This window comes from Rhizobium sp. 3T7 (assembly GCF_020166565.1).
GTDB lineage: Bacteria > Pseudomonadota > Alphaproteobacteria > Rhizobiales > Rhizobiaceae > Rhizobium.
Genome location: NZ_JAIQXS010000030.1, coordinates 1 through 20,729 on the forward strand (window position 1 = coordinate 1; position 20,729 = coordinate 20,729).

The following is a 20,729-nucleotide window of genomic DNA, read 5'->3' on the forward strand; positions in this document are numbered from 1 at the left end:
GCTGCACAGCGACGCCGACATCGAACATCTCGTCGATGCCCTGCATTCGCTCTGGTCGCGCTGCGCCCTGGCGCGGCACGTGGCCTGAAGGATTATCCGGGAAAGTAAGGCCGCCGTCAGGCGGCCTTTTCGTTGAGGGTTACCAGTTCCGCGGCAAGCCTGCGGGCCTCCGCATCGGCGGCAAAGACGTCGTCCATCGTCTTCGCCTCGCCAGTTGCGATCATCTTATCCATGACCGCTTCGGCAATGTCGGCCATGGCCAGGAAGCCGATCCGCTCCTCGACGAAGGCGTGAAACGCAACTTCCTCCGCCGCGTTCATGATGGCGCCCTGTAGGCCGCCACGTTCCAGCGCCGTACGCGCCAGCCTCAGCGCCGGGAAGCGCTCTTCATCCGGCGCCTCGAAGTCGAGGCGGGAGAGCTTGGCGAAATCCAGCCGCTCGACGTTCAATGTCGGTCGGCGCGGGTAGTCGAGGGCGTAGCCGATCGCCGTCCGCATGTCGGGGCTGCCGAGCTGGGCGATGATCGATCCATCCGTGTAGCCAACCATGGAGTGAATGATCGATTGCGGGTGTACGATCACTTCGATCTGGTGCGGATGAACGCCGAAGAGATGCTTTGCCTCGATCATCTCCAGCGCCTTGTTGAACATCGAGGCACTTCCGACCGAGATCTTCAGCCCCATCGACCAGTTGGGGTGTGCTCGCGCCGTCGCTGCGGTCACGTTCGCCATGTCGGCGCGTGACCAGGTGCGGAAGGGCCCACCCGAAGCTGTCAGGATGATCCGTTCGACAGCGTGCCGCTGGTCTTCGTCAAGAGATTGAAAGATCGCGCTGTGTTCGCTGTCGACAGGGATCAGCCGTCCGCCGCCCTTTGCCACGGCATCGACAAAGAGGTCGCCAGCCGACACCAGACATTCCTTGTTGGCAAGCGCGATCGTGGCGCCCTTGCGGGCGGCGGCAAGCGTCGGCGCCAGTCCCGCGGTGCCGACGATGGCGGCCATGACCCAATCCGTATCGAGGTCTGCGGCTTCCGCAAGGCCGGATATGCCGGCGGCCACGGCAATGCCGCTGCCGGACAATTCTTCCTTCAGCGAGTGATACTTGCCGTCGCTGGCCGTGACCGCAAGCTTGGCACCCGCGGACTTGGCCTGCTGCGCCAGAAGCTGGACGTTCTCGTTGCCGGTTACGACAGAGATCTCATAGCAGTCCCGTCCGCCTAATTGCTCGACGACGTCGAGCGTATTTTGTCCGATCGAGCCGGTTGAGCCAAAAATACTGAGGCGCCTGGGCGCGCTTCCGCCTGCCATCATCGGTGATTTCGCCAAAACACTTGCATTGGCTCTGGCTGTACAGGGGATTGAAATAAGCGGCAAGTGTGCGGCGCAGCAGAAATCACGCAGTCGTCTCAATGTCAGCGGCGTTCATCTGTTGGGTGGTTCGGGCGAAACCAACTGCCAGTTGCCGCGTTTTGGAACTATCGAGACAGGAGGAAGGAAGAATGGTTTTCAAGCAACCGACGTTCTTTGGCGAACCCTACGAACCGGAGGCGGGGGCGGATAAGGACGCAGCGCTCGAGGAGGCCGTGGCGAATGCCCTGGCTGTAGCCGGTGGGATTGATGCCGCGGATGTGAAGGTGACTCTGGACGATCATGCCGTGGTGCTGACGGGCATCGTTGCCACAGCCCCGGAGATTGAGCGCGCGACTGCTGTCGCACAGGCAATCGCCGGGACGACACCGGTACGCAATGAAATCAAGATGGCGCAGTGAGATGTCAGCCCGCGAAGCGTTCCATCTCGAAAACCGCGACCCTGTCCGTCTTGGGCGTCGTGATCGGCCCCGTCGATTTATAGGCGGTCGCGAGCAACAGGCCGCTGACGATGAGATATGCGAATGCAAGCAACGTCAGTTTCAGGCGCATGGCGAGCACTCCTCTCTTTATCCCCCCCAACGCCGTTTAGGTCGGAAAGTTCCCGCTTCGGATTACGGTCAGAAAATGTGATCGGCAAAGGCTTGCGCTGGCTTCTACCGGCCGTCCTGTCGTAAGGAAAAAGTCGGCCGTCTGTGTGAACTCCTCGGCCGATGCTTTTGGCAAGGGAGGTTAGTATGCGCAAAGCGATCATCGTCTGGGGCGGTTGGAGCGGTCACCAACCTGAAGCGTGCGCGCACCGCGTCGGGGAGCTGTTGCGGGAGGATGGCTTTGCCGTCGAGGTGACCGGCGACCTTAGCATATTCGGCTCAGCCGCGATCGCGAAGGCCGATCTGCTTGTGCCCGTCATTACCGGCGAGAAGATCGAAAAAGCACATGCTGATGGCTTGGTGGAAGCGGTGCGTGGCGGTCTCGGGCTGGGTGGACATCACGGCGCACTTGCGACCTCGTTCAAAGAGAGCGCGCCGTTCCGTTATGTCTCGGGGGTGACCTGGGTCGCCCATCCCGGCAACATCATCGATTTTCGCGTCAACATTACGCGCCAGCACGACCCTGTGATGGAGGGGATTCCCGATTTCGACTATCGGTCCGAGCAGTATTATCTTCACTACGATCCGTCGGTCGAGATTCTGGCGACGACGAGCTTTTCAGGAGAGTATGATGCGGTCGCGCGGAATGTCACAATGCCTGTTGCCTTCAAGCGCCAGTTCGGCTCGGGACGCGTGTTCTACTCGGCACTTGGCCATGTAGCGAGCGAGTTCGATCATCCCTACATGCGCCTCATTCTTCGTCGCGGCCTTTCGTGGGCGGCGCGCTCTTAGCCGCTAGGAGGTCCGGCCTGTCCTGCAGCCGGCAAAGACGTCCAGCTTCGCGTTGTAGGCTCGTGTCGAGACATTCATCATCCCGAGCACGCTGTGGAACAGGTTGTCATGGGATGTCGGCTGTGCCGTCGACTGGGCAAGACATGCCTTGTCGAGCGCCATCGACGCGGTGAAATCCGGGTCGAGCCAAACGAGGAACGGAACGTGAGTCTGCTCCTCCGGGGCGAGGATATAGGGTGTGCCGTGAAGGTAGAGGCCTCTTTCACCCAGCGACTCACCGTGATCCGACATGTAGATCAAACCGCTGGCGATCTTGTCGCTCCGGGCCTTGAGCCTGTCGATGACGGTCGAAAGGAAATGGTCGGTGTAGAGGATGGAGTTGTCATAGGCATTGACGATCATGTCGTCTTTGCAGTTCGCGAGCTCCGCCGTCTCGCACTCAGGCGTAAACCTCCGGAATTCCTTAGGATAGCGCAGATAGTAGGCCGGCCCGTGGCTGCCGATCTGATGCAGCACAAGCACGCTATCCCTGGTCACGCCGTTCAGCCATGCGTCCAGTTTGTCCAGAAAAATGCCATCCTGACATTCGCCGTCCCTGCAGAACCTCGGATCCGTCGATTTTGCGAGGTCGACATAATTGATGCGCGCTGCGGCGCCCTTGCTGCCGGTGTTGTTGTCGAACCAGGTCGCGTCGATGCCTGCGTGGGCAAGAACATCCATCAAGCCTTCGTTCTCGATGCCTTTGCTATGGGTGAAGCTTGCGCGCGTGAACTGCGAGAACATGCAGGGTATCGACGTTGCCGTCGCCGTGCCGCAGCTCGTCGTTTGCGGGAAATAGATGACGCCCTGCTTCCGAAGCTCGGGGTTGGTGTCGCGGTGATAGCCGCCGAGCGAAAAGTTCATCGCCCGCGCCGTCTCGCCGGCAACGATAATCGTCACCCGTGGTTTGTGCACGTCCACGACAGGGACGACCCTGGCGTCGGTGCCGAGCGGCTTGACGACGAGCCTGGCCTCTTTGCCGGCCTGCATGAAATATCGTGTGGCGCTGACGATCGGGGTGACGGGGTTCAGGCTCTTCACGATGTCGCGGTGCTGGCGGATCGCTGTGGTATACTCCTTGGCGTAGACGCCCGCGACGGCGCCGAATACCAACAGGCAGCCGACGATCGTCACGCTGTTCCACAAGAGCTTCTGCAGCACGGGGCGGTGAACCACCTTGACCCAAAGGATCAGCGTGATCGGGACGATGGCGAACAATACGACATGCAGGAGAAAGCCGGGCGTAATCAGGTGATTGGCCTCGGCAGGCGTCGTTTCCATCGCATTTCGGATCATGTCGCTGTCGACGATCACGCCGAAGGTGTCGGTGAACCACGCTGCCAGTGCCGCCGCAAGTACCAGGAAAATCAGAACCGGTTTGATGACATATTTTGCCGAGAAAGCCGTGACGATGGCCACGAACAGAACCGATATCGCAATGTAAAGTGCGGCGACCGCTGTCGGTGTCGTGGCGAGATAGGCGTGGACCTTGCCCCAGAACGTCCGGTTCGTAAACAGGACGAGATAAAGCCCGGTGATGGCGGACAGCGAAATGCTGCCGATTCTTGGCCGATAAGTCGACGGTTGTGTCAAGAGGGCGGCCCTCGGTGCCTGTTTGTTCGCACGGGCGACCATTCAGTCCACCGCAGCAGCGGCTTACTGCGTCATGAAACTGACACACACCTGAATGCACTTGCTGCTGACCGACGCCGCTCGTTGGTATGGAATGCCCTGCCGAGCGGCTAGATGTTCTCTGAAGTGTAGATATCGAAAGGCAGGAACGACTGCCCGGGAACCGCATCGCTCTCCGACCCAAGGGAAGAGGTCATCAGTGTAATCAGCTCGTTGCAGAGGCTTTTGACGGGGGTTGCGATCGCCATGGTCACCACATCGTCGGCGAGTGCCGCGCGCGAGTCCGGTGTCAGTTCGTTGACGACCACGACAAGCTTGCCGGCAAGGCCTTCTTCACGGACGGCGGAGATTGCACCCTCCATGCCGCCGCCGCAGACGTAGAATCCGACCAGATCCGGATGCTCCTTGAGGAGATTGACGGTGGCCTCGTGCGTTATCTCCGGGGTTTCGAGGTTGATCAGTGTCTCAAGGACCTCGAAATCAGGCGCATTCTCGCGAAAGTATGAGCGGAAGCCGATCTCGCGCAGCTCATGTCCGTGATAGCGATGGCTGCCGACGAAGCAGGCGACCTTGCCAGGTCTCTTGGCGGCCTTTGTGATCATCCAGGCGGCCGTGCGGCCGACCTTTCGATTGTTCAACCCGACATAACCCTGGCGGATGCCACTGGCGAGATCAGACAGAATGGAAAAGGAAGCGATACCTTTGGCTTTCAGATCTTCGACCTCGGCGGTGACGGCCGGATAGTCCGGACCGACCAATGCAATCGCCTGATTGCGGCTGGCAAGAAGCTTGAGCTTTTCGATGATCGCGGCAGGTGTGGACGCCGTCGCATATTCGATCTGCGCGGTGATGCGTGACGATGTGTTGGCGTTGGCCGCCTGCTCGATTTCGCGGGCGAGCGTTTGATAGAACGACTGCGTTGGACGCTGCAAAAGGAAGCCCAGCCGGTGATGCGGGAGATCCTGGAATACGCGCTGCCTGAGCAGACCGACGGCGTGGTAGCCGATCGAGGCGGCCGCGTTATAGACACGCCGGGCCGTCTCCTCGCGAACGCGATGACGACCGTTCAGCACACGATCGACCGTCGCGACGCTGACGCCGGACGCATCCGCCAGATCTTGTATCGTTGGTCGCTTCACCATTTGGCCTTTGCAAGAATCCATCATCGTGATGTCCGTCGCAATGATGTGTTTTGATAGAATACATCAAGGCTGCATTGTCGCATGACGAAAGTCAACCTAATCTCTGTTGGAGAGGCCGGGAGGGATGGCATGCGGGAGGTTGCAATGGCGGATCAGACGAAGAAGCGAGACTACAGCCTGCTCGGCGAAAGCGGCCGGACGGCCGTCGAGATGGGGCTGGCGGCTGCGCATTGGTATCACACCGAGGTTCCGCGCAAGGAGATGAAGGCGCTGATGCAGCGCTCCGACGCGCCTGCTGTCCGCGACACGATCATCTGGCTGGGCGCGATGATCGTTTTTGCCGGGCTCGGGGTCCACTTCTGGGGTTCGTGGCTCTGTGTCCCCTTCTTCCTTGCATATGGGGTGCTTTACGGTTCGGCATCCGACAGCCGCTGGCACGAATGCGGCCATGGAACGGCCTTCAAGACGCGCTGGATGAACGACGCCGTCTACCAGATCGCCTGCTTCATGATCATGCGCAACCCCGTTACCTGGCGCTGGAGCCATACGCGCCATCATACCGACACGGTGATCGTCGGCCGCGATCCTGAGATTGCCGTGATGCGCCCGCCGGATCTGCTGCGGCTGATCGTGAACTTCTTCGGCGTGCTCGATGTCTGGCATGCGATGGTGGACATGCTGCGCAATGCCTTGGGCGTCATTAGCGCCGAAGAGAAGACCTTCATCCCCGAGATGGAGCAGCCGCGCGCCATCTTCATCGCCCGTATCTGGCTTGCCATCTATGTCGTCGCGATCGCCACCGCGATTGCGATGGGGTCTATCCTGCCGCTGGTGCTGATTGGTCTGCCCCGGCTCTATGGCGCATGGCATCATGTGCTGACCGGCCTGCTGCAGCACGGCGGCCTCGCCGACAATGTCATCGACCATCGCCTGAATAGCCGCACGGTCCACATGAACCCGGTCAGCCGCTTCATCTACTGGAACATGAACTACCACGTCGAGCATCACATGTTTCCGATGGTGCCCTATCACGCGCTGCCGCGCCTGCACGCAATGATCAAGCACGATCTGCCGGCGGCAAACCCGTCGATGTGGTCCGGCTATCGCGAGATGATCCCGGCGTTCCTACGGCAGCTGCGCAATGAGGACTACTTCCTGAGGCGCGAGCTGCCGGCGACAGCGCGGCCCTATCGCGAGGAATTCCACGCCGAGCTTGCGCCGGCCGCCCAATAGCGCAGCACAAAACACGAAGTTCTGGGAGGACAAGATGAGCGGAAATTGGATCGAGGTCTGTGCTGTCGAGGACATCGACGAGGAAGATGTCATGCGGTTCGACCATCAAGGCAGGACGTTTGCCGTCTATCGCAGCCCTGACGACGAGTTTTTCGCGACCGACGGGCTCTGCACACACGAGCACGTCCATCTCGCCGACGGCCTGGTCATGGACGAGATCATCGAATGTCCCAAGCACAATGGCCGTTTCAACTATAAGACGGGGCAGGCCAAGGGTGCGCCGGTCTGCGTCAATCTCAGCACCTATCCCGTGAAGGTCGAAGACGGCGCCGTCTTCATTTCGATCTGAGGAGCCTGCCATGACCCATTTCGTGATCATCGGGGCAGGGGAATGCGGCGCACGCACGGCGTTTGCCCTGCGCGAAAAAGGGTTTGATGGCGAGATCACGCTGATTGGAAGCGAGCCGCTCGCGCCCTACGAGCGGCCGCCGCTTTCGAAGGCGACCGAGGAAGGGGCTGTGGAACCGAAATTCATCGCCGAGCCTGAGAAATATGCCGCAGTCGGGATCAGCCTGCTGACGGGCGTGACGGTTCAGGACGTTGATCCCGATGCAAAGGCCGTTGCGCTTTCCGATGGCCGTACCATTGCCTATGACAAGCTTTTGTTCGCGACCGGCGCCCGTGCGCGTGCATTTCCTGGGATTGCCGAGGATAGCAAGCATATCCGTCTGCTGCGCACCCATGCCGACGCGGTCGCACTTCGCAAGGCGATGGTGCCTGGAAAGCATATCGTGATCATTGGTGGCGGCTTTGTCGGCTTGGAACTTGCCGCGACGGCACGTGCACTTGGAACTGACGTGACGGTTCTCGAGGGCCTGGAACGCGTGTTGAAGCGCGGTGTGCCGGAGGAGGTCGCAGGGGTGATCTGCGAACGGCATTCGCTCGAGGGCGTCGACATCCGCTGCGGCGTGGCAATCACGGCGATCACGGAAGACGACGAGAGAGCCACCATTCAACTGGCCGACGGCGATATCGTCGAGGCAAATCTCGTGCTCGTCGGAATTGGCGCCACTCCCAATACGGAGCTCGCCGCTCGCGCCGGCCTCCAGATCGACAACGGCATCGCCGTCGACGAATTCCTTCGCACCTCGGCGCCCGACGTCTATGCGGCCGGCGACTGCTGCTCCTTCCCGCTGGCGATCTATGGCGGCAGGCGTGTAAGGCTCGAATCCTGGCGGAACGCCCAGGAGCAGGGGGGCTTGGCCGCCGCCAACATGATGGGGCTTGGCGAAGCCGTTTCGGCCGTGCCCTGGTTCTGGTCCGACCAATATGACGTAACGCTGCAGATCGCCGGTTTGGCGGAGGGTGCCGTCCAGCATTTGCGCCGCGACCTCGGCGATGGCGCCTTCATTCTGTTCCATCTCGACCGGGTCGGCCGGCTGCTTGCCGCGAGCGGCATCGGTCGCGGCAACGCGGTCGCCCGCGATATCCGGCTTGCCGAGATGCTGATCGCGGCGCGTGCGCATCCGGATCCGGCGGCACTGGTCGCAAGCAGCGTCAAACTGAAATCCCTCCTGGCCGCCTGACTGGCGACCCCATTCTCAAGGTATTAGCAATGGGCAAACAAGTGCGTCCGACTGTGCATGACCTCCTGGCGATGAAGGGCAAGCGGCAGCTCAGCATGCTGCGCGTCGTATCGCTCGAGGAGGCCGAAGCGGCCGAGGCTGCCGGCATCGATCTGATTTCCGTTCCGCCCGAACTCCTCTTCGATCCGCGATTTCGCGATGCCGCCCCCGGGCGCTTCGCCATCCCCGGCGGAGAGTATGGTCAAAGCGGCGCCACCACGGATGAGATCCTGCGCTCCGCCGTGAAAATGCGGGCAGCTTCCGCTGATGCCATCTACTGCGCCGCAAGCCTGCAGACGATCAGGCGGCTGCGCGACGAGCATATTCCGGTCTGTGGACACACGGGGCTCATTCCCTCGCACTCCACCTGGACCGGAGGCTTTCGCGCGGTCGGCAAGACGGCCGAAACGGCGGCTCTCGTCTACAAGCAGGTCAAGGATCTGGAGGCCGCCGGCGCCTTCAGCGCTGAGATCGAGGTCGTGGCGGCCGAAGTGGCCGCGGCGATCTCGCAACGAACCTCCATGCTCATGATCTCAATGGGCGCCGGCAGCGGATGCGATGCGCAATATCTCTTCTCCGAGGATGTGCTCGGCCTCAACCGCGGGCATTATCCGCGCCATGCCAAGGTCTACCGCAACCTTGCGGCCGAATATGATCGGATCCAGGCCGAACGGATCGCGGCATTCCGCGAATACGCCGCCGACATCGCCAGCGGTGCCTATCCGGAGGAGCGTCATCGCGTGCCTGTTGACGCCGAGGAGCTGGAGACGTTTCTGACAAGGCTTTAGGTGGCTGCGTGGGCCGGGAATAATTCCCGGCCTTGCTCGCCGCCCGAGCGACTAGCTGCAGACACGAACGCTTTCCGTGTGCCAGCCGCCGTCATAGGCGTTACGAACGTCGCGGTCCTCAAACCAGCAGCGTGGCGGCGGAGGTGGCGGAGGATCGATGTAGCGGGGCCCGCTGTTGTTGTTGACGATCGCGCCACCGATGAGGCCGCCGATCACGCCGGCAGCCAAGCCGCCTGCAATCGCCGCACCATTGTCATGGTGGTGATGTCTGCGTGGGGGCGGCGGACTGTCGTAATATGGTTGACGCCGTTCTTGAGCCGCAGCTGTTTCGGCCACGGCAAGGACGCTACCGGCCGCTATCGCTGCGGTGACCACGGACAAGACCAGTTTCTTCATAGTGCCTCCGTCGAGGTTAACCCCCCCGCCGATCGCACGAATTGCATGCTCATGCTTAACGTCCGATGAACGGACATTCCATGGAGAGCGTCGCTGGTTTCTCCAGCCCAACAAGGTCTTTGATCTCCATTTACGGAAGCCCCTCAGCGGAGGAGAGGTGATTCGACTGCGAAAGAGAACGGCAAGTTGCAGTCAGGAGCAGCTCATTGAACGAAGCAAGCTTCCCTTGTGTATAGAGCCATCGGGCTTGGAAAACTGAACTTCTCATTGCACGATCATTACATTCTGCTTCCTCTGCCCTCTGACAGGGAGGTGTAATGCCAATTAAGTCTTTGAAAACAGTGGTGATCCCGACGCGATTCGAACGCGTGACCCTCAGATTAGGAATCTGATGCTCTATCCTGCTGAGCTACGGGACCACTTGAGCGTCATGCATACAAAAGGCTTGGCCGGAAGCCAAGCTCTTTTGCATATGTTGGTAAAGTCGGAATTCAGGCGCCGAGGCGCTGTTCGGCGAGCCGCACCCAGTAGGAAATGCCGTGGGCGATGGTTTCGTCGTTGAAATCGTAGGCGGCGTTGTGCAGACCCGCCGTATCGCCGTTGCCGATGAAGATGAACGCGCCGGGGCGGGCGTTCAGCATGTAGGAGAAATCCTCGCCGCCCATCATCGGGTCAATCTCGGCATTCACGTTGCCCGCGCCAGCAATCTCGCCGGCGATGCGGATGGCGTGGCCGGTTTCCGTCGCGTGATTGTAGGTGACGGGGTAGTTGCGGTTGAAATTGATATCGACTTCGGCGCCGTGGGCGGCAACGAGGCCGTTGACGATCTGCTTCAATCGGGTTTCGGCAAGGTCGCGTACTTCCTCGTCGAGCGTGCGCACCGTACCGGCGATCGTCGCGTCGTTCGGGATGACGTTGTGAGCGAAGCCGGCGTTGAACTTGGTGACCGAGACGACCACCGAGCGCAACGGGTCGACGCTGCGGGAGGCGATTATCTGCAGGTTGCTGACGATCTGCGCGCCGATGGCGATCGGGTCAATCGTGCGGTGCGGCTGTGCCGCATGGCCGCCGCGGCCCTTGACGGTAATGGTGAATTCGTCGGTGGCGGCCATGATCGCGCCGCTGCGGATGGCGAAGTGGCCGACCGGCAGACCCGGCAAGTTGTGCATGCCGTAGACCTCTTCGATGGCGAAGCGCTCCATCATGCCGTCCTTGACCATCAGATTGCCGCCGCCGCCGCCCTCTTCGGCCGGCTGGAAGATGACCGCGATATTGCCGTTGAAGTTGCGGGTCTCGGCCAGATACTTCGCCGCGCCAAGCAGCATGGCCGTGTGGCCGTCATGGCCGCAGGCGTGCATCTTGCCGGGGGTCGTCGAAGCCCAGGGCTTGCCGCTGATTTCGGTGAGCGGCAGGGCGTCCATGTCGGCGCGCAGGCCGATGGTGCGAGCGCCTTCGCCCTTGCCCTTGATCAGGCCGACGACGCCCGTTCTGCCGATGCCGGTGACGATCTCATCGGCGCCGAATTCCTTGAGCTTCTCGGCCACGAAGGCGGCGGTGTTCTCGACCGCGAAGAGAAGTTCGGGACGCGCATGGATATGCCGGCGCCACTCTGTCACCTCGTCCTGAAGTTCGGCGGCTCTGTTCAAAATCGGCATGTCAGCTTTCCTGTCGTGAAATCGAAACGGGGACGGGTCGGGTCGCGGGGGGGACACGATGCCGCGGAAATAACTTAATCAAGGCCCTTTGCCATGTCATGGCCATATACGTTAAATAGGGGAAACTTTCGAGACCTCCGGACATCTTTAAGGACGAACCGTGTCGACGCGCCAGAATCGTTTGCTTGCCGCCTTGCGGCCGCTCTCAATTGCAGCTTCCGCAGCCGCTATCGCTCTTTCGGCCTCCGCCCAAGCCTATGCGAACCCGCATATTCTAGTCGATGTCCAGAGCGGCCGCGTGCTGGAGCACGACGAGGCGTTCCGTAAATGGTATCCGGCCTCGCTGACCAAGCTGATGACGGTCTATACGGTGTTCGATGCGGTTCGCGCCGGTCAGATCAGTCTCGATACCCCCATTGTCATGAGCAAGCGGGCGGCCGCCCAGCCGCCGGCAAAGATGTATTTCAAGCCGGGACAGAAGCTGACGCTCGACAGCGCGCTGAAGATCCTGATGGTCAAGTCGGCGAATGACATCGCCGTTGCTGTTGCAGAGGCCGTCGGTGGTACGCAGGAAGCCTTCGTCTTGAAGATGAATGCCGGGGCAGCGAAGCTTGGCATGACGGACTCGCACTTCGTCAATCCGAACGGCCTGCCCGGCAAGGGCCAGTACACGACGGCGCGCGATCTTGCGGTTCTTTCCGTCGCGCTGCGCCGCGAGTTCCCGCAATATGCCGGATATTTCTCGCTCGAGGGTATCACGACGGGCACCAAGAATGTGCCGAGCATCAACGCCCTGATCGGCCGTTTCGCAGGCGCCGACGGCATGAAGACTGGCTTCATCTGCGCCTCGGGCTTCAACCAGATCGCCTCGGCGACCCGCAACGGCCGCACCCTGATCTCCGTCGTCCTCGGCACCGACAGCCTTGCGGCCCGTGCGGATGCGTCCGCCGACCTGCTGCAGAAGGGCTTCACCTCGCAGTTTTCCGCTCCCGACACGCTCGCCTCGCTGCGACCTTATGGGCCGGGCCAGGATCAGGTCACCGACATTTCCGCCGATATCTGCAGCGCCAAGGGTGCCAAGGTCCGCAGCGAAACGCGCGACGAGGTCGGCCGGATGAAGGTCCAGTCGCCCTATATCCAGGAAATGGACCACGAGCCGAACTTCGTCTTCGCGGGACTGATTCCGGGCCAGAACGAGCCGCAGCCGGACAAGCTGGCGACTGCGGAGACCGCGGGAACTGTCGCCAACGTCCCGGTGCCGCTGCCGCGTCCGGCCACCTCCTTCTAAGGTCCACTTGCGATGAGCGCTGCTTCCGATCGGATCCCGGTTACCATCCTGACCGGCTTTCTTGGCGCCGGCAAATCGACGCTGCTGAACCGTATCCTCAAGGATCCGGCGATGAAGGATGCCGCCGTGATCATCAACGAGTTCGGTGATGTCGGCATCGACCATCTGCTGGTGGAAAGCTCTGGCGACGCGATCATCGAGCTGTCGGATGGCTGCCTGTGCTGCACGGTGCGCGGCGAGCTGGTCGATACGTTGGCAAACCTCATGGACGCGGTGCAGACCGGCCGCGTCAAGCCGGTGAAGCGCGTTGTGATCGAGACGACGGGTCTTGCCGACCCCGCGCCCGTCATGCAGGCGATCATGGGCAACCCCATCATCGCCACCAATTTTGATCTCGACGGCATTGTGACCGTAGTCGACGGGGTCAACGGTGCGCAAACCCTCGACAATCACGAGGAGGCGGTGAAGCAGGTCGCGGTCGCTGATCGGCTGATTCTCTCCAAGCGGACGATGGCGTCGCCGGAGGCGTTGCGGGCGCTGGAGGCGCGTCTTGATGCGCTCAATCCGCGTGCGGCGCTGATGGATGCCGACAACGACGAAGCAGGGCAGGTGGGTGTCCTCGTCAACGGCCTCTACGATCCGGCAAGCAAGATCGCCGACGTTGGCCGCTGGCTGCGGGACGAGGATGCGCATGACGCGCGCCACCACCATGAACACCATCACCATGGCGCTGACGGACATCATCATCACCATCATCACGGACACGATCATCAGGACCCCCATGATGTGAACCGTCACGATGCCTCGATCCGTTCCTTCTCGATCGTCGAGGACAAGCCGATCGACCCGATGGCGCTTGATATGTTCATCGACCTCCTGCGGTCGGCGCACGGCGAAAAACTACTGCGGATGAAGGCGATCGTCGCGGTATCAGACCGTCCGGATCGCCCGCTGGTGCTTCACGGTGTGCAGAGCATCTTCCATCCGCCGTCGCGCCTGCCGGCCTGGCCGGACCCTAAGGACCGCCGCACGCGCATGGTCCTGATCACCAAGGATTTGCCGGAAGCTTTCGTTAAGGATCTGTTCGACGCGTTCCTCGGCAAGCCGCGCATCGATACGCCGGATCGGACGGCGCTGAACGACAATCCGCTTGCCGTGCCGGGCATGCGGTTCTGAAAGGCTCTAGCCCTTGCGGATGAGGAAGCGGTGGCCGGCCTCGGTCTTTTCGGTCTCGATGAGCTCGTGGCCGTCTTCGCTGCAGAAATGAGGGATGTCTATTCCGGCGAGCGGATCGGTCGTTTCGACGCGGATCAGTGCACCCTTCTGCAGGGAGGACATCTTGCGGCGCGTCTTCAGCACCGGAAGCGGGCATTTCAGCCCGCGCAGGTCGTAGAGAATGGCGCTCACGCCATCAATCCTTGCCCCAGAACTTCCAGAACGGCTTCTTTGAGGCGACCTCCACTGGCTCCGGCTGTTCCACCGGCGCGAATGCCAGAGGGCTCGGCGTGGGGACCGGAACCTGGGCCGGAACGGCAGCGGCGACGGCGATTTCCTTTGCTTCGGGCGTTGCCGGCGCGGCACCGGGTGCAGCATTGGCGGCGACCGTGGATGCGGTCTTGCTCGCCATCATCTCTTCGAGCTCGGCGACCTTGACCATCTTGCCTGCTTCTAGCGAGGTGCCGGTCGGCGCGTAGGCCAGCTCGCGACCCTTCCGCAGCTTAGCAACCACGGCCTTGCGTTCGGCCTCGCTCGGATCGTACCAGGCCATGCCGTCATACTTCTTCATGGCTTTGGTGTAGTCGGCATCGTAGGTCTTGCCGTAGGAGGCAAGGGCGGCGGTCAGCGCTGGCGGCGTCGACATTGCCGGGCACGCTCCGGCAGGATTGAAGGCGCCATTGTCGCTTGTCTGCTGGTTGAAGACATACTTCTTCTCGCAGACATTCACTTCAGGAGGACGCTTCGTGACCTCGAAGTTGTCGTAGCCGACCTTCAGCATGTTCCAGAACTCGATGTTCGGGTTCAGGCGATGCCGCACCATGTTCTCCGCGGTCATGCGGAAGGGAAAGGCCTGAAGCTGTACTGTCGACTGGCCGCCGGCGAAGGCGTCGCGGGCGAAGGCGTAGATCTCCAGAACCTGCTGGTCGGTCATCGAATAGCAGCCTGACGACGAGCAGGCGCCATGGATCATCAGATTGGTGCCATTGCGGCCGTTGACGGCGTCATAGCGGTTCGGAAAGCCGGTGTTGATCGCGAGGTAGTACTTCGAATTCGGATTGAGGTTGGCGCGCGTCAGGTCATAGAAGCCTTCCGGCGCCTGCCGGTCACCCTCTTTCACCTTCGGACCGAGGCGGCCCGACCAGGCGCAGATCTTGTAGTCGGCGATCTTGTCGAAGCGATTGTCGGTCTTCGCCTTCCAGATCTCCAGCGCGCCTTCCTCCTTGAAGATGCGGATCATGATCGGCGAATTGCGCTGCATGCCCTTGGCGGAGATCTCGGAGAGGATACGCGGCGGCAGCGGTTGCTCGACCTTGTTCTTGACCCTCGAGAGGTCGACCTGGGCGGTTTCCAATGCATCGTTGCAGCCGGCCAGGGCCAGCGCCATCAGGGAAACATATGCAAAATGACGAATGCGCATTCAAAATAGCCCATCAACAGTATGCAACCCGGCCGCGACGAGCGCGGAGCGAATCATAGGCTGACTATGGTTCACAAACTCTTAGCAGCCTATGAAGCGCGCTCGCGTCCCCCGCAAGTAGGAACGTTATTGATAACATTATTGTGGCCAAGGTTTGGCCTCATTCACAGCGCAGCCGCGCGTTTGTGCACTACAAATTGCGGCCCATATTGAGAAATTTCTGCCGGCGGTCGTTGCGAAGCTGCTCGCCGGTGCGGTTGGAAAGTTCACCGAGAGCATTGGCAATGACATCGCCGGTAGCCGCGATCACGCTGTCCGGATCGCGATGCGCACCGCCGAGCGGCTCGCTGATGATGCCGTCGATGATGCCGAGCGCCTTCAGGTCCTCGGACGTGATCTTCATGTTGGTGGCCGCTTCCTTGGCGCGGGCGGAATCGCGCCAGAGGATCGAGGCGGCACCTTCCGGCGAGATGACGCTGTAGATGGCATGCTCCAGCATGTAGACGCGGTTGCCGGTGGCGATCGCGATTGCGCCGCCCGAGCCACCTTCGCCGATGACGACCGAGACGATCGGCACCTTCACCGAAAGACACATTTCCGTCGAGCGGGCGATGGCTTCGGCTTGACCGCGCTCTTCGGCGCCGACGCCCGGATAGGCGCCTGCCGTATCGACGAGGGTGATAACGGGGAGGCCGAAGCGGTCAGCCATTTCCAGGATGCGGATCGCCTTTCGGTAGCCTTCGGGACGAGCGCTGCCGAAATTGTGTTTCAGGCGGCTCTTCGTGTCGCTGCCCTTTTCCTGGCCGAGCACGGCGACAGGCTGGCCGCGGAAGCGGGCGAGGCCCGCCTGGATCGCGGCGTCTTCGGAGAACTTGCGGTCGCCGGCGAGGGGGGTGAATTCTTGAAACAGCGTCTTGGCATAGTCGACGAAATGCGGTCGCTGCGGATGGCGCGCAACCTGCGTCTTCTGCCAGGCATTGAGCTTCGAATAGATGTCGACCATCGCTTCGCGCACGCGAACTTCGAGCCTGCCGATTTCATCTGACGTGTCGATGCTCTCGTCTTCCGTGGCGAGCTTCTTCAGTTCGATGATCTTGCCTTCGAGGTCGGAGATCGGCTTTTCGAAGTCGAGATAGTTGTGCATGAGGTGCGTTTCCGTTCCTTTTGCCGGGGCTGCTTAGTATGAGCTCGCCCTTTGTTGCCGGTCCTATTCCTGCTTTTTAGCCTGTTTGGCAAGGGGGTGGTGCGTTTGGACCAGTTGTTGAAGCCGTTCCTCCAACACATGCGTATAAATTTGCGTGGTAGAAATGTCCGAGTGTCCGAGCAGTTCCTGAACGACGCGAAGATCCGCGCCGTTGGCGAGAAGATGGCTTGCAAATGCGTGCCGCATAACGTGCGGTGAGATCATAGATGGGGTGAGACCTGCCCTGATCGCAAGATTTTTCAGGTCACGCGCGAAAACCTGACGTGGCAGGTAGCCTTCCCTGGAGGCTGCCGGAAACAGCCACGGGCTTTCCTGCGGGACCTTGGCGGCGGCGTTCTCGGTGGCGAGCATGCGGCCGTAGAGCTTCAACGCGGCGATCGCCGATTGCGACAGCGGTACAAGCCGCTCCTTGTTGCCCTTGCCGCGGATCATCAGGAAACGCCCATCCTGATCGAGCACGCGGGCGGGAAGCGAAACAAGCTCGCTGACGCGCATCCCCGTCGCGTAAAGGAGTTCGAGAAGAGCCAGCATCCGAAGCCGCTGGAGCTGGCCGGGGGCAGGGTCATGAGCTTCGGTTTCCGCCTGCTCCAGCAGTCGGCCCACCTCGTCGACACCCATCGTCTTCGGCAGTGGCCGGCCCTTCTTCGGCGCATCGAGTACGCCAGTCGGATCGTCGGTGCGCAGGCCCTCGGCGTAAAGGAATTTATAAAACTGGCGCATCGCGGCCAGCCGCCGTGCCTGCGAGGAAGGCTTGAACCCTTGGGCGGCAAGCCAGGACAGGTAGGCCGAAAGATCCGCTGATGCCGCGTCCATCAGGCGCACTCCCTTGCTATTCAGGAAGCCGTGCAGATCGTCGAGGTCGCGCTCGTAGGAGGATAGCGTGTTTGCCGCCGCGCCCCGCTCCGCGCTCATCATTTCCAGAAAGGCTTCGACGTGAACCCAGCCGAGATCCTTCATCGGCTCACTTCTTGGACGGGTTGATGGCGCCGGTCGACGGAGGGTTGATCCGCTCGGACGGAATGCGGATCGTCACGTCGCGCTCCTGCGGCTCGACGAAAGCAACCAGTGCCCACATCGTTCCGTATATCGCACCGGCGATGATCGCCAATATGGCGAGAAAACGGAACAAACTCGGCATTCAACAACTCCATGGCTCTACTTCTTTATGAAGAAGCATGTTTGCAAGTGCAAGAAGATGCATTTGAACCACGTTTCCCTTGCCCGCGACTTGACGCTACACCTGCATTTGTCGATACCGTTCGCAAACAAAGTGTGAATGGACCAATGAGCGACCCAGTTCTGACCGTTGCCGAAAGCTTGAAAGACAGGGCTCGTGCTGCGCTCGGTTCTCGCAATCTGATCCTGGTCGGATTGATGGGCGCAGGCAAATCCTCCGTTGGCCGGATCGTCGCACATCAGCTCGGCATCCCTTTCGTCGATAGCGACGCCGAGATCGAGAAAGTCTCTCGCATGTCCATAAGCGAGCTGTTCGCCGCTTACGGCGAGGAAGAGTTTCGTGCGCTTGAAAGCCGGGTCATGAAGCGCCTTTTGAAGAACGGTCCGCGCGTGGTTTCCACCGGCGGCGGCGCATTCATCAACGACCGGACGCGCAAGCATATCAAGAAGGGCGGCGTCTCCATCTGGCTGAAGGCGGACCTCGACGTTCTCTGGGAGCGCGTCAGCAAGCGCGATACGCGGCCGTTGCTCAAAACCGAGAACCCCAAGCAGACCCTCGAAAACCTGATGAACGCGCGTTATCCGATCTACGAACTCGCCGACCTCACCGTCCTGTCGCGCGACGTACGCAAGGAACTGATGGCGGAGGAGGTTCTGAAAGCCGTTATCGACTCCCGAACCGAAAGTGCAGCCTGATGAATGCGATTGCCTCCACCTCCGAACGCAAGGTTCACGTGCCGCTCGGCGAGCGCGCCTACGATATCCTAATCGGGCCGGGCCTGATCGCGCGCGCCGGCGCCGAGATCGCTGCACGCCTGAAAGGCCGCAAGGCGGCTGTCATCACCGACGCGCATGTGGCGCCGCTTTATCTTGACGCGCTCGTCCAAAGCCTCGAGGCGGCAGGCATCGCCTCAGCGACCCTCGTGCTGCCGGCGGGCGAGAAGACCAAGAGCTTCGAGCACCTGATGACCGTATGCGACAAGGTCCTCGAAGCGCGGATCGAGCGCAACGATTATGTCATCGCGCTCGGCGGCGGGGTCATTGGTGATCTCTCCGGCTTTGCCGCCGGCATCGTGCGCCGCGGTGTGCGTTTCGTGCAGGTGCCGACCTCGCTGCTGTCGCAGGTCGATTCCTCCGTTGGCGGCAAGACGGGCATCAACAGCCGCCGCGGCAAGAATCTCATCGGCGTCTTCCACCAGCCTGACCTCGTGCTCGCCGACACTGACGTGCTGAATTCGCTGAGCGCGCGTGAGTTTCGTGCGGGCTACGCCGAGGTCGCGAAGTACGGCCTGATCGACAAGCCGGATTTCTTCGCCTGGCTGGAAGCCAACTGGCAGGCGGTCTTTGCCGGCGGGGCGGCCCGCATCGAGGCGATCGCTACGAGCTGCCAGGCAAAGTCCGACGTCGTCGTTGCCGACGAGCGCGAGACCGGGCAACGTGCGCTCCTCAATCTCGGTCACACCTTCGGCCATGCGCTGGAGGCGGCAACCGCCTATGACAGCGCGCGTCTCGTCCACGGCGAAGGCGTTTCGATCGGTATGGTACTGGCGCACGAGTTCTCGGCGCGCATGAACCTTGCAAGCCCTGATGACGCCCGCCGCGTCGAAAGCCACCTGAAGGCCGTCGGTCTGCCGACGCGCATGGCCGAAATTCCTGGCACGCTGCCACCTGCCGAAGTGCTGATGGACGCGATCGCCCAGGACAAGAAGGTGAAGGGTGGCAAGTTGACCTTCATTCTCACCCGCGGCATCGGACAGTCCTTTATCGCCAATGATGTTCCCGCCTCGGAAGTGCTGAGCTTCCTCAAGGAGAAACACCCGCAATGACCCTCGACGGCACGTTGGCATTTCTTTCCGCATACTGGCCGGAAATTGTCTCCATCGTGGCCCTCGTGCTCATGTCCGCGTTCTTCTCCGGCTCCGAGACGGCGCTGACGGCTGTCTCCCGCAGCCGCATCCACACGCTTGAAGCCAATGGCGAGGAGCGCGCGGGGCTGGTGCGCCAGCTCATCGAACGTCGCGACCGGCTGATCGGTGCGCTGCTCATCGGCAACAATCTAGCTAACATCCTGTCTTCGTCGCTGGCGACCAGCCTTTTTCTCGGCCTCTTCGGCAACTCCGGCGTGGCGCTTGCCACTCTCGCAATGACCGTCATCCTGGTCATCTTCGCCGAAGTGCTGCCGAAAAGCTGGGCGATTTCGACGCCGGATCGATTTGCGCTCAATGTCGCCTATACGGTCAAGCTGTTCGTCGCGGTCGTCGGCCCGCTGTCCTCCTTTGTCAATGCGATCGTGCGCCGGCTTCTCTCGCTCTTCGGTATCAACCTCTCGCGGGAGACCTCGATGCTCTCCGCCCACGAGGAGCTGCGCGGCGCCGTCGATCTGCTGCATCGCGAGGGATCATTCGTCAAGGCAGACCGTGATCGGCTGGGCGGCGTCCTCGATCTCGGCGAGCTCGAGCTCTCCGATATCATGGTCCACCGTATGGCGATGCGGGCGATCAATGCGGACGATCCGCCTGAGGTGGTCGTGCGGACGATCCTCGAAAGCCCCTTTACCCGCATGCCGCTCTGGCGCGGCTCGACGGACAACATCATCGGCGTGGTGCACTCCAAGGACCTGCTGCGGGCGCTCGCCGAGCGCGATGCCGAGCCGGAACATCTCGATATCGTCAAGATCGCCCAGAAGCCGTGGTTCGTACCTGACAGCACCAGTCTCGAAGCCCAGCTCAACGCCTTCTTGCGCCGCAAGCAGCACTTTGCCGTGGTCGTCGACGAATACGGCGAGGTGCAGGGCATTGTGACGCTGGAGGACATCCTCGAGGAAATCGTCGGCGATATTGCCGACGAGCACGACATCGACATCCAGGGCGTGCGCCAGGAGGCGGACGGTTCGATCGTGGTCGATGGTAACGTCCCGATCCGCGATCTCAATCGCGCTCTCGACTGGCATCTGCCGGACGAGGAGGCGACGACGATCGCCGGCCTTGTCATTCACGAGTCGATGACGATCCCGGAAGAGCGTCAGGCCTTCACTTTCCACGAAAAGCGCTTCATCGTTATGAAGCGTGAGAAGAACCGCATCACGAAGCTTCGCATCCGGCCGGCGGAGGAAAACGAGGCTGGCCCGGCCTGACCTTCCGCCGATCCGGCCGGGCGCCGGCGGCATT

22 protein-coding genes and 1 tRNA gene are annotated in these 20,729 nt (G+C 61.4%); 11 read left to right on the forward strand and 12 right to left on the reverse strand.

Annotated features, from left to right (window positions below):
* Window positions 1-116 precede the first annotated feature (116 nt).
* On the reverse strand, window positions 117-1,310 hold the full coding sequence (dxr, locus tag K9B32_RS26605) for a 1-deoxy-D-xylulose-5-phosphate reductoisomerase (RefSeq protein ID WP_224567945.1): 1,194 nt from the start codon (window positions 1,308-1,310) through the stop codon (window positions 117-119).
* A 188-nt stretch (window positions 1,311-1,498) separates the two neighbouring features.
* On the opposite strand from dxr, the gene K9B32_RS26610 reads away from it, so the two are divergent.
* The gene (locus K9B32_RS26610; protein ID WP_224567947.1) at window positions 1,499-1,768 is read left to right on the forward strand and encodes a BON domain-containing protein; all 270 of its coding nucleotides are present in this window, start codon (window positions 1,499-1,501) and stop codon (window positions 1,766-1,768) included.
* 4 nt (window positions 1,769-1,772) lie between these two features.
* On the opposite strand, the gene K9B32_RS26615 is transcribed toward K9B32_RS26610, so the two are convergent.
* Window positions 1,773-1,919 carry a hypothetical protein gene (locus tag K9B32_RS26615; protein ID WP_224567948.1) on the reverse strand — a complete coding sequence of 49 codons (147 nt, stop codon included), beginning with the start codon at window positions 1,917-1,919 and terminating at the stop codon, window positions 1,773-1,775.
* Between the two features lie 185 nt (window positions 1,920-2,104).
* On the opposite strand from K9B32_RS26615, the gene K9B32_RS26620 reads away from it, so the two are divergent.
* Window positions 2,105-2,749: a ThuA domain-containing protein gene (locus K9B32_RS26620; protein WP_224567949.1), complete on the forward strand. Its 645-nt coding sequence runs from the start codon at window positions 2,105-2,107 to the stop codon at window positions 2,747-2,749.
* A gap of 3 nt (window positions 2,750-2,752) precedes the next feature.
* On the opposite strand, the gene K9B32_RS26625 is transcribed toward K9B32_RS26620, so the two are convergent.
* Entirely contained in the window at window positions 2,753-4,423 is a 1,671-nt protein-coding gene (locus K9B32_RS26625) for a phosphoethanolamine transferase (protein WP_224567950.1), read from the reverse strand.
* Window positions 4,424-4,530: 107 nt separating this feature from the next.
* Window positions 4,531-5,562 (reverse strand): LacI family DNA-binding transcriptional regulator, encoded by a 1,032-nt coding sequence (locus K9B32_RS26630; protein ID WP_224568062.1) that lies wholly within the window; start codon window positions 5,560-5,562, stop codon window positions 4,531-4,533.
* Between the two features lie 144 nt (window positions 5,563-5,706).
* Here K9B32_RS26630 and K9B32_RS26635 point away from each other — a divergent pair, with 144 nt between their 5' ends.
* Genes K9B32_RS26635 through K9B32_RS26650 form a run of 4 tightly spaced genes read left to right on the forward strand, consistent with a single transcriptional unit; the run spans window position 5,707 to window position 9,208 of the window.
* Complete coding sequence (locus tag K9B32_RS26635; RefSeq protein WP_224567951.1) at window positions 5,707-6,795, forward strand: fatty acid desaturase family protein; 1,089 nt, start codon at window positions 5,707-5,709, stop codon at window positions 6,793-6,795.
* Between the two features lie 34 nt (window positions 6,796-6,829).
* A complete protein-coding gene (locus K9B32_RS26640; protein WP_007789486.1) occupies window positions 6,830-7,144 on the forward strand; it encodes a MocE family 2Fe-2S type ferredoxin in 315 nt (104 codons plus the stop codon).
* Window positions 7,145-7,154: 10 nt separating this feature from the next.
* Entirely contained in the window at window positions 7,155-8,381 is a 1,227-nt protein-coding gene (locus K9B32_RS26645; RefSeq protein WP_224567952.1) for an NAD(P)/FAD-dependent oxidoreductase, read from the forward strand.
* Between the two features lie 29 nt (window positions 8,382-8,410).
* Window positions 8,411-9,208, forward strand: coding sequence for a 3-methyl-2-oxobutanoate hydroxymethyltransferase (locus K9B32_RS26650; protein ID WP_224567978.1), 798 nt, complete (start codon window positions 8,411-8,413; stop codon window positions 9,206-9,208).
* A gap of 51 nt (window positions 9,209-9,259) precedes the next feature.
* Here K9B32_RS26650 and K9B32_RS26655 read toward each other — a convergent pair whose 3' ends face one another.
* The 3 genes from K9B32_RS26655 to K9B32_RS26665 form a co-directional block, all read right to left on the reverse strand.
* Window positions 9,260-9,604: a hypothetical protein gene (locus K9B32_RS26655; protein WP_224567980.1), complete on the reverse strand. Its 345-nt coding sequence runs from the start codon at window positions 9,602-9,604 to the stop codon at window positions 9,260-9,262.
* A gap of 342 nt (window positions 9,605-9,946) precedes the next feature.
* A tRNA-Arg gene (locus K9B32_RS26660) sits at window positions 9,947-10,023 on the reverse strand.
* A gap of 72 nt (window positions 10,024-10,095) precedes the next feature.
* Window positions 10,096-11,259, reverse strand: a complete 1,164-nt coding sequence (locus K9B32_RS26665; RefSeq protein WP_224567982.1) for a M20 aminoacylase family protein — start codon at window positions 11,257-11,259, stop codon at window positions 10,096-10,098.
* A gap of 160 nt (window positions 11,260-11,419) precedes the next feature.
* Here K9B32_RS26665 and K9B32_RS26670 point away from each other — a divergent pair, with 160 nt between their 5' ends.
* Window positions 11,420-12,547 (forward strand): D-alanyl-D-alanine carboxypeptidase family protein, encoded by a 1,128-nt coding sequence (locus K9B32_RS26670; RefSeq protein WP_224567985.1) that lies wholly within the window; start codon window positions 11,420-11,422, stop codon window positions 12,545-12,547.
* Window positions 12,548-12,559: 12 nt separating this feature from the next.
* Window positions 12,560-13,723 (forward strand): CobW family GTP-binding protein, encoded by a 1,164-nt coding sequence (locus K9B32_RS26675; protein ID WP_224567987.1) that lies wholly within the window; start codon window positions 12,560-12,562, stop codon window positions 13,721-13,723.
* 6 nt (window positions 13,724-13,729) lie between these two features.
* On the opposite strand, the gene K9B32_RS26680 is transcribed toward K9B32_RS26675, so the two are convergent.
* From K9B32_RS26680 to K9B32_RS26700, 5 genes are all read right to left on the reverse strand, one after another.
* Window positions 13,730-13,954 (reverse strand): sulfurtransferase TusA family protein, encoded by a 225-nt coding sequence (locus K9B32_RS26680; protein WP_132594373.1) that lies wholly within the window; start codon window positions 13,952-13,954, stop codon window positions 13,730-13,732.
* Window positions 13,955-13,958: 4 nt separating this feature from the next.
* A complete protein-coding gene (locus tag K9B32_RS26685; protein WP_224567989.1) occupies window positions 13,959-15,182 on the reverse strand; it encodes a murein L,D-transpeptidase family protein in 1,224 nt (407 codons plus the stop codon).
* A gap of 190 nt (window positions 15,183-15,372) precedes the next feature.
* On the reverse strand, window positions 15,373-16,326 hold the full coding sequence (locus K9B32_RS26690; RefSeq protein WP_224567991.1) for an acetyl-CoA carboxylase carboxyltransferase subunit alpha: 954 nt from the start codon (window positions 16,324-16,326) through the stop codon (window positions 15,373-15,375).
* A 63-nt stretch (window positions 16,327-16,389) separates the two neighbouring features.
* Window positions 16,390-17,343 carry a site-specific tyrosine recombinase XerD gene (gene xerD / locus K9B32_RS26695; RefSeq protein WP_224567993.1) on the reverse strand — a complete coding sequence of 318 codons (954 nt, stop codon included), beginning with the start codon at window positions 17,341-17,343 and terminating at the stop codon, window positions 16,390-16,392.
* Between the two features lie 4 nt (window positions 17,344-17,347).
* Complete coding sequence (locus K9B32_RS26700; protein ID WP_007789465.1) at window positions 17,348-17,524, reverse strand: hypothetical protein; 177 nt, start codon at window positions 17,522-17,524, stop codon at window positions 17,348-17,350.
* A 146-nt stretch (window positions 17,525-17,670) separates the two neighbouring features.
* Between K9B32_RS26700 and K9B32_RS26705 the strand changes: the two genes are divergently transcribed.
* From K9B32_RS26705 to K9B32_RS26715, 3 genes are read left to right on the forward strand one after another with little or no spacing between them, the layout of a single operon-like run.
* Entirely contained in the window at window positions 17,671-18,258 is a 588-nt protein-coding gene (locus K9B32_RS26705; protein WP_224567995.1) for a shikimate kinase, read from the forward strand.
* On the forward strand, window positions 18,258-19,388 hold the full coding sequence (gene aroB, locus K9B32_RS26710) for a 3-dehydroquinate synthase (protein ID WP_224567997.1): 1,131 nt from the start codon (window positions 18,258-18,260) through the stop codon (window positions 19,386-19,388). The genes K9B32_RS26705 and aroB overlap by 1 nt, the downstream gene beginning before the upstream one ends.
* Entirely contained in the window at window positions 19,385-20,695 is a 1,311-nt protein-coding gene (locus tag K9B32_RS26715) for an HlyC/CorC family transporter (RefSeq protein ID WP_224567999.1), read from the forward strand. The genes aroB and K9B32_RS26715 overlap by 4 nt, the downstream gene beginning before the upstream one ends.
* The last annotated feature ends 34 nt before the right edge of the window (window positions 20,696-20,729 follow it).

Excerpts from the sequence above, each read along its gene's own strand:
- K9B32_RS26620 (WP_224567949.1), top strand. The coding sequence starts at position 2,105 with ATGCGCAAAGCGATCATCGTCTGGGGCGGTTGGAGCGGTCACCAACCT.
- K9B32_RS26705 (WP_224567995.1), top strand. The coding sequence starts at position 17,671 with ATGAGCGACCCAGTTCTGACCGTTGCCGAAAGCTTGAAAGACAGGGCT.
- dxr (WP_224567945.1), bottom strand. The coding sequence starts at position 1,310 with ATGATGGCAGGCGGAAGCGCGCCCAGGCGCCTCAGTATTTTTGGCTCA.
- K9B32_RS26625 (WP_224567950.1), bottom strand. The coding sequence starts at position 4,423 with ATGGTCGCCCGTGCGAACAAACAGGCACCGAGGGCCGCCCTCTTGACA.
- K9B32_RS26715 (WP_224567999.1), top strand. The coding sequence starts at position 19,385 with ATGACCCTCGACGGCACGTTGGCATTTCTTTCCGCATACTGGCCGGAA.
- aroB (WP_224567997.1), top strand. The coding sequence starts at position 18,258 with ATGAATGCGATTGCCTCCACCTCCGAACGCAAGGTTCACGTGCCGCTC.
- K9B32_RS26640 (WP_007789486.1), top strand. The coding sequence starts at position 6,830 with ATGAGCGGAAATTGGATCGAGGTCTGTGCTGTCGAGGACATCGACGAG.
- K9B32_RS26610 (WP_224567947.1), top strand. The coding sequence starts at position 1,499 with ATGGTTTTCAAGCAACCGACGTTCTTTGGCGAACCCTACGAACCGGAG.
- K9B32_RS26700 (WP_007789465.1), bottom strand. The coding sequence starts at position 17,524 with ATGCCGAGTTTGTTCCGTTTTCTCGCCATATTGGCGATCATCGCCGGT.
- K9B32_RS26675 (WP_224567987.1), top strand. The coding sequence starts at position 12,560 with ATGAGCGCTGCTTCCGATCGGATCCCGGTTACCATCCTGACCGGCTTT.
- K9B32_RS26615 (WP_224567948.1), bottom strand. The coding sequence starts at position 1,919 with ATGCGCCTGAAACTGACGTTGCTTGCATTCGCATATCTCATCGTCAGC.
- K9B32_RS26685 (WP_224567989.1), bottom strand. The coding sequence starts at position 15,182 with ATGCGCATTCGTCATTTTGCATATGTTTCCCTGATGGCGCTGGCCCTG.
- K9B32_RS26635 (WP_224567951.1), top strand. The coding sequence starts at position 5,707 with ATGGCGGATCAGACGAAGAAGCGAGACTACAGCCTGCTCGGCGAAAGC.
- K9B32_RS26690 (WP_224567991.1), bottom strand. The coding sequence starts at position 16,326 with ATGCACAACTATCTCGACTTCGAAAAGCCGATCTCCGACCTCGAAGGC.
- K9B32_RS26645 (WP_224567952.1), top strand. The coding sequence starts at position 7,155 with ATGACCCATTTCGTGATCATCGGGGCAGGGGAATGCGGCGCACGCACG.
- K9B32_RS26630 (WP_224568062.1), bottom strand. The coding sequence starts at position 5,562 with ATGGTGAAGCGACCAACGATACAAGATCTGGCGGATGCGTCCGGCGTC.
- K9B32_RS26655 (WP_224567980.1), bottom strand. The coding sequence starts at position 9,604 with ATGAAGAAACTGGTCTTGTCCGTGGTCACCGCAGCGATAGCGGCCGGT.
- xerD (WP_224567993.1), bottom strand. The coding sequence starts at position 17,343 with ATGAAGGATCTCGGCTGGGTTCACGTCGAAGCCTTTCTGGAAATGATG.
- K9B32_RS26650 (WP_224567978.1), top strand. The coding sequence starts at position 8,411 with ATGGGCAAACAAGTGCGTCCGACTGTGCATGACCTCCTGGCGATGAAG.
- K9B32_RS26665 (WP_224567982.1), bottom strand. The coding sequence starts at position 11,259 with ATGCCGATTTTGAACAGAGCCGCCGAACTTCAGGACGAGGTGACAGAG.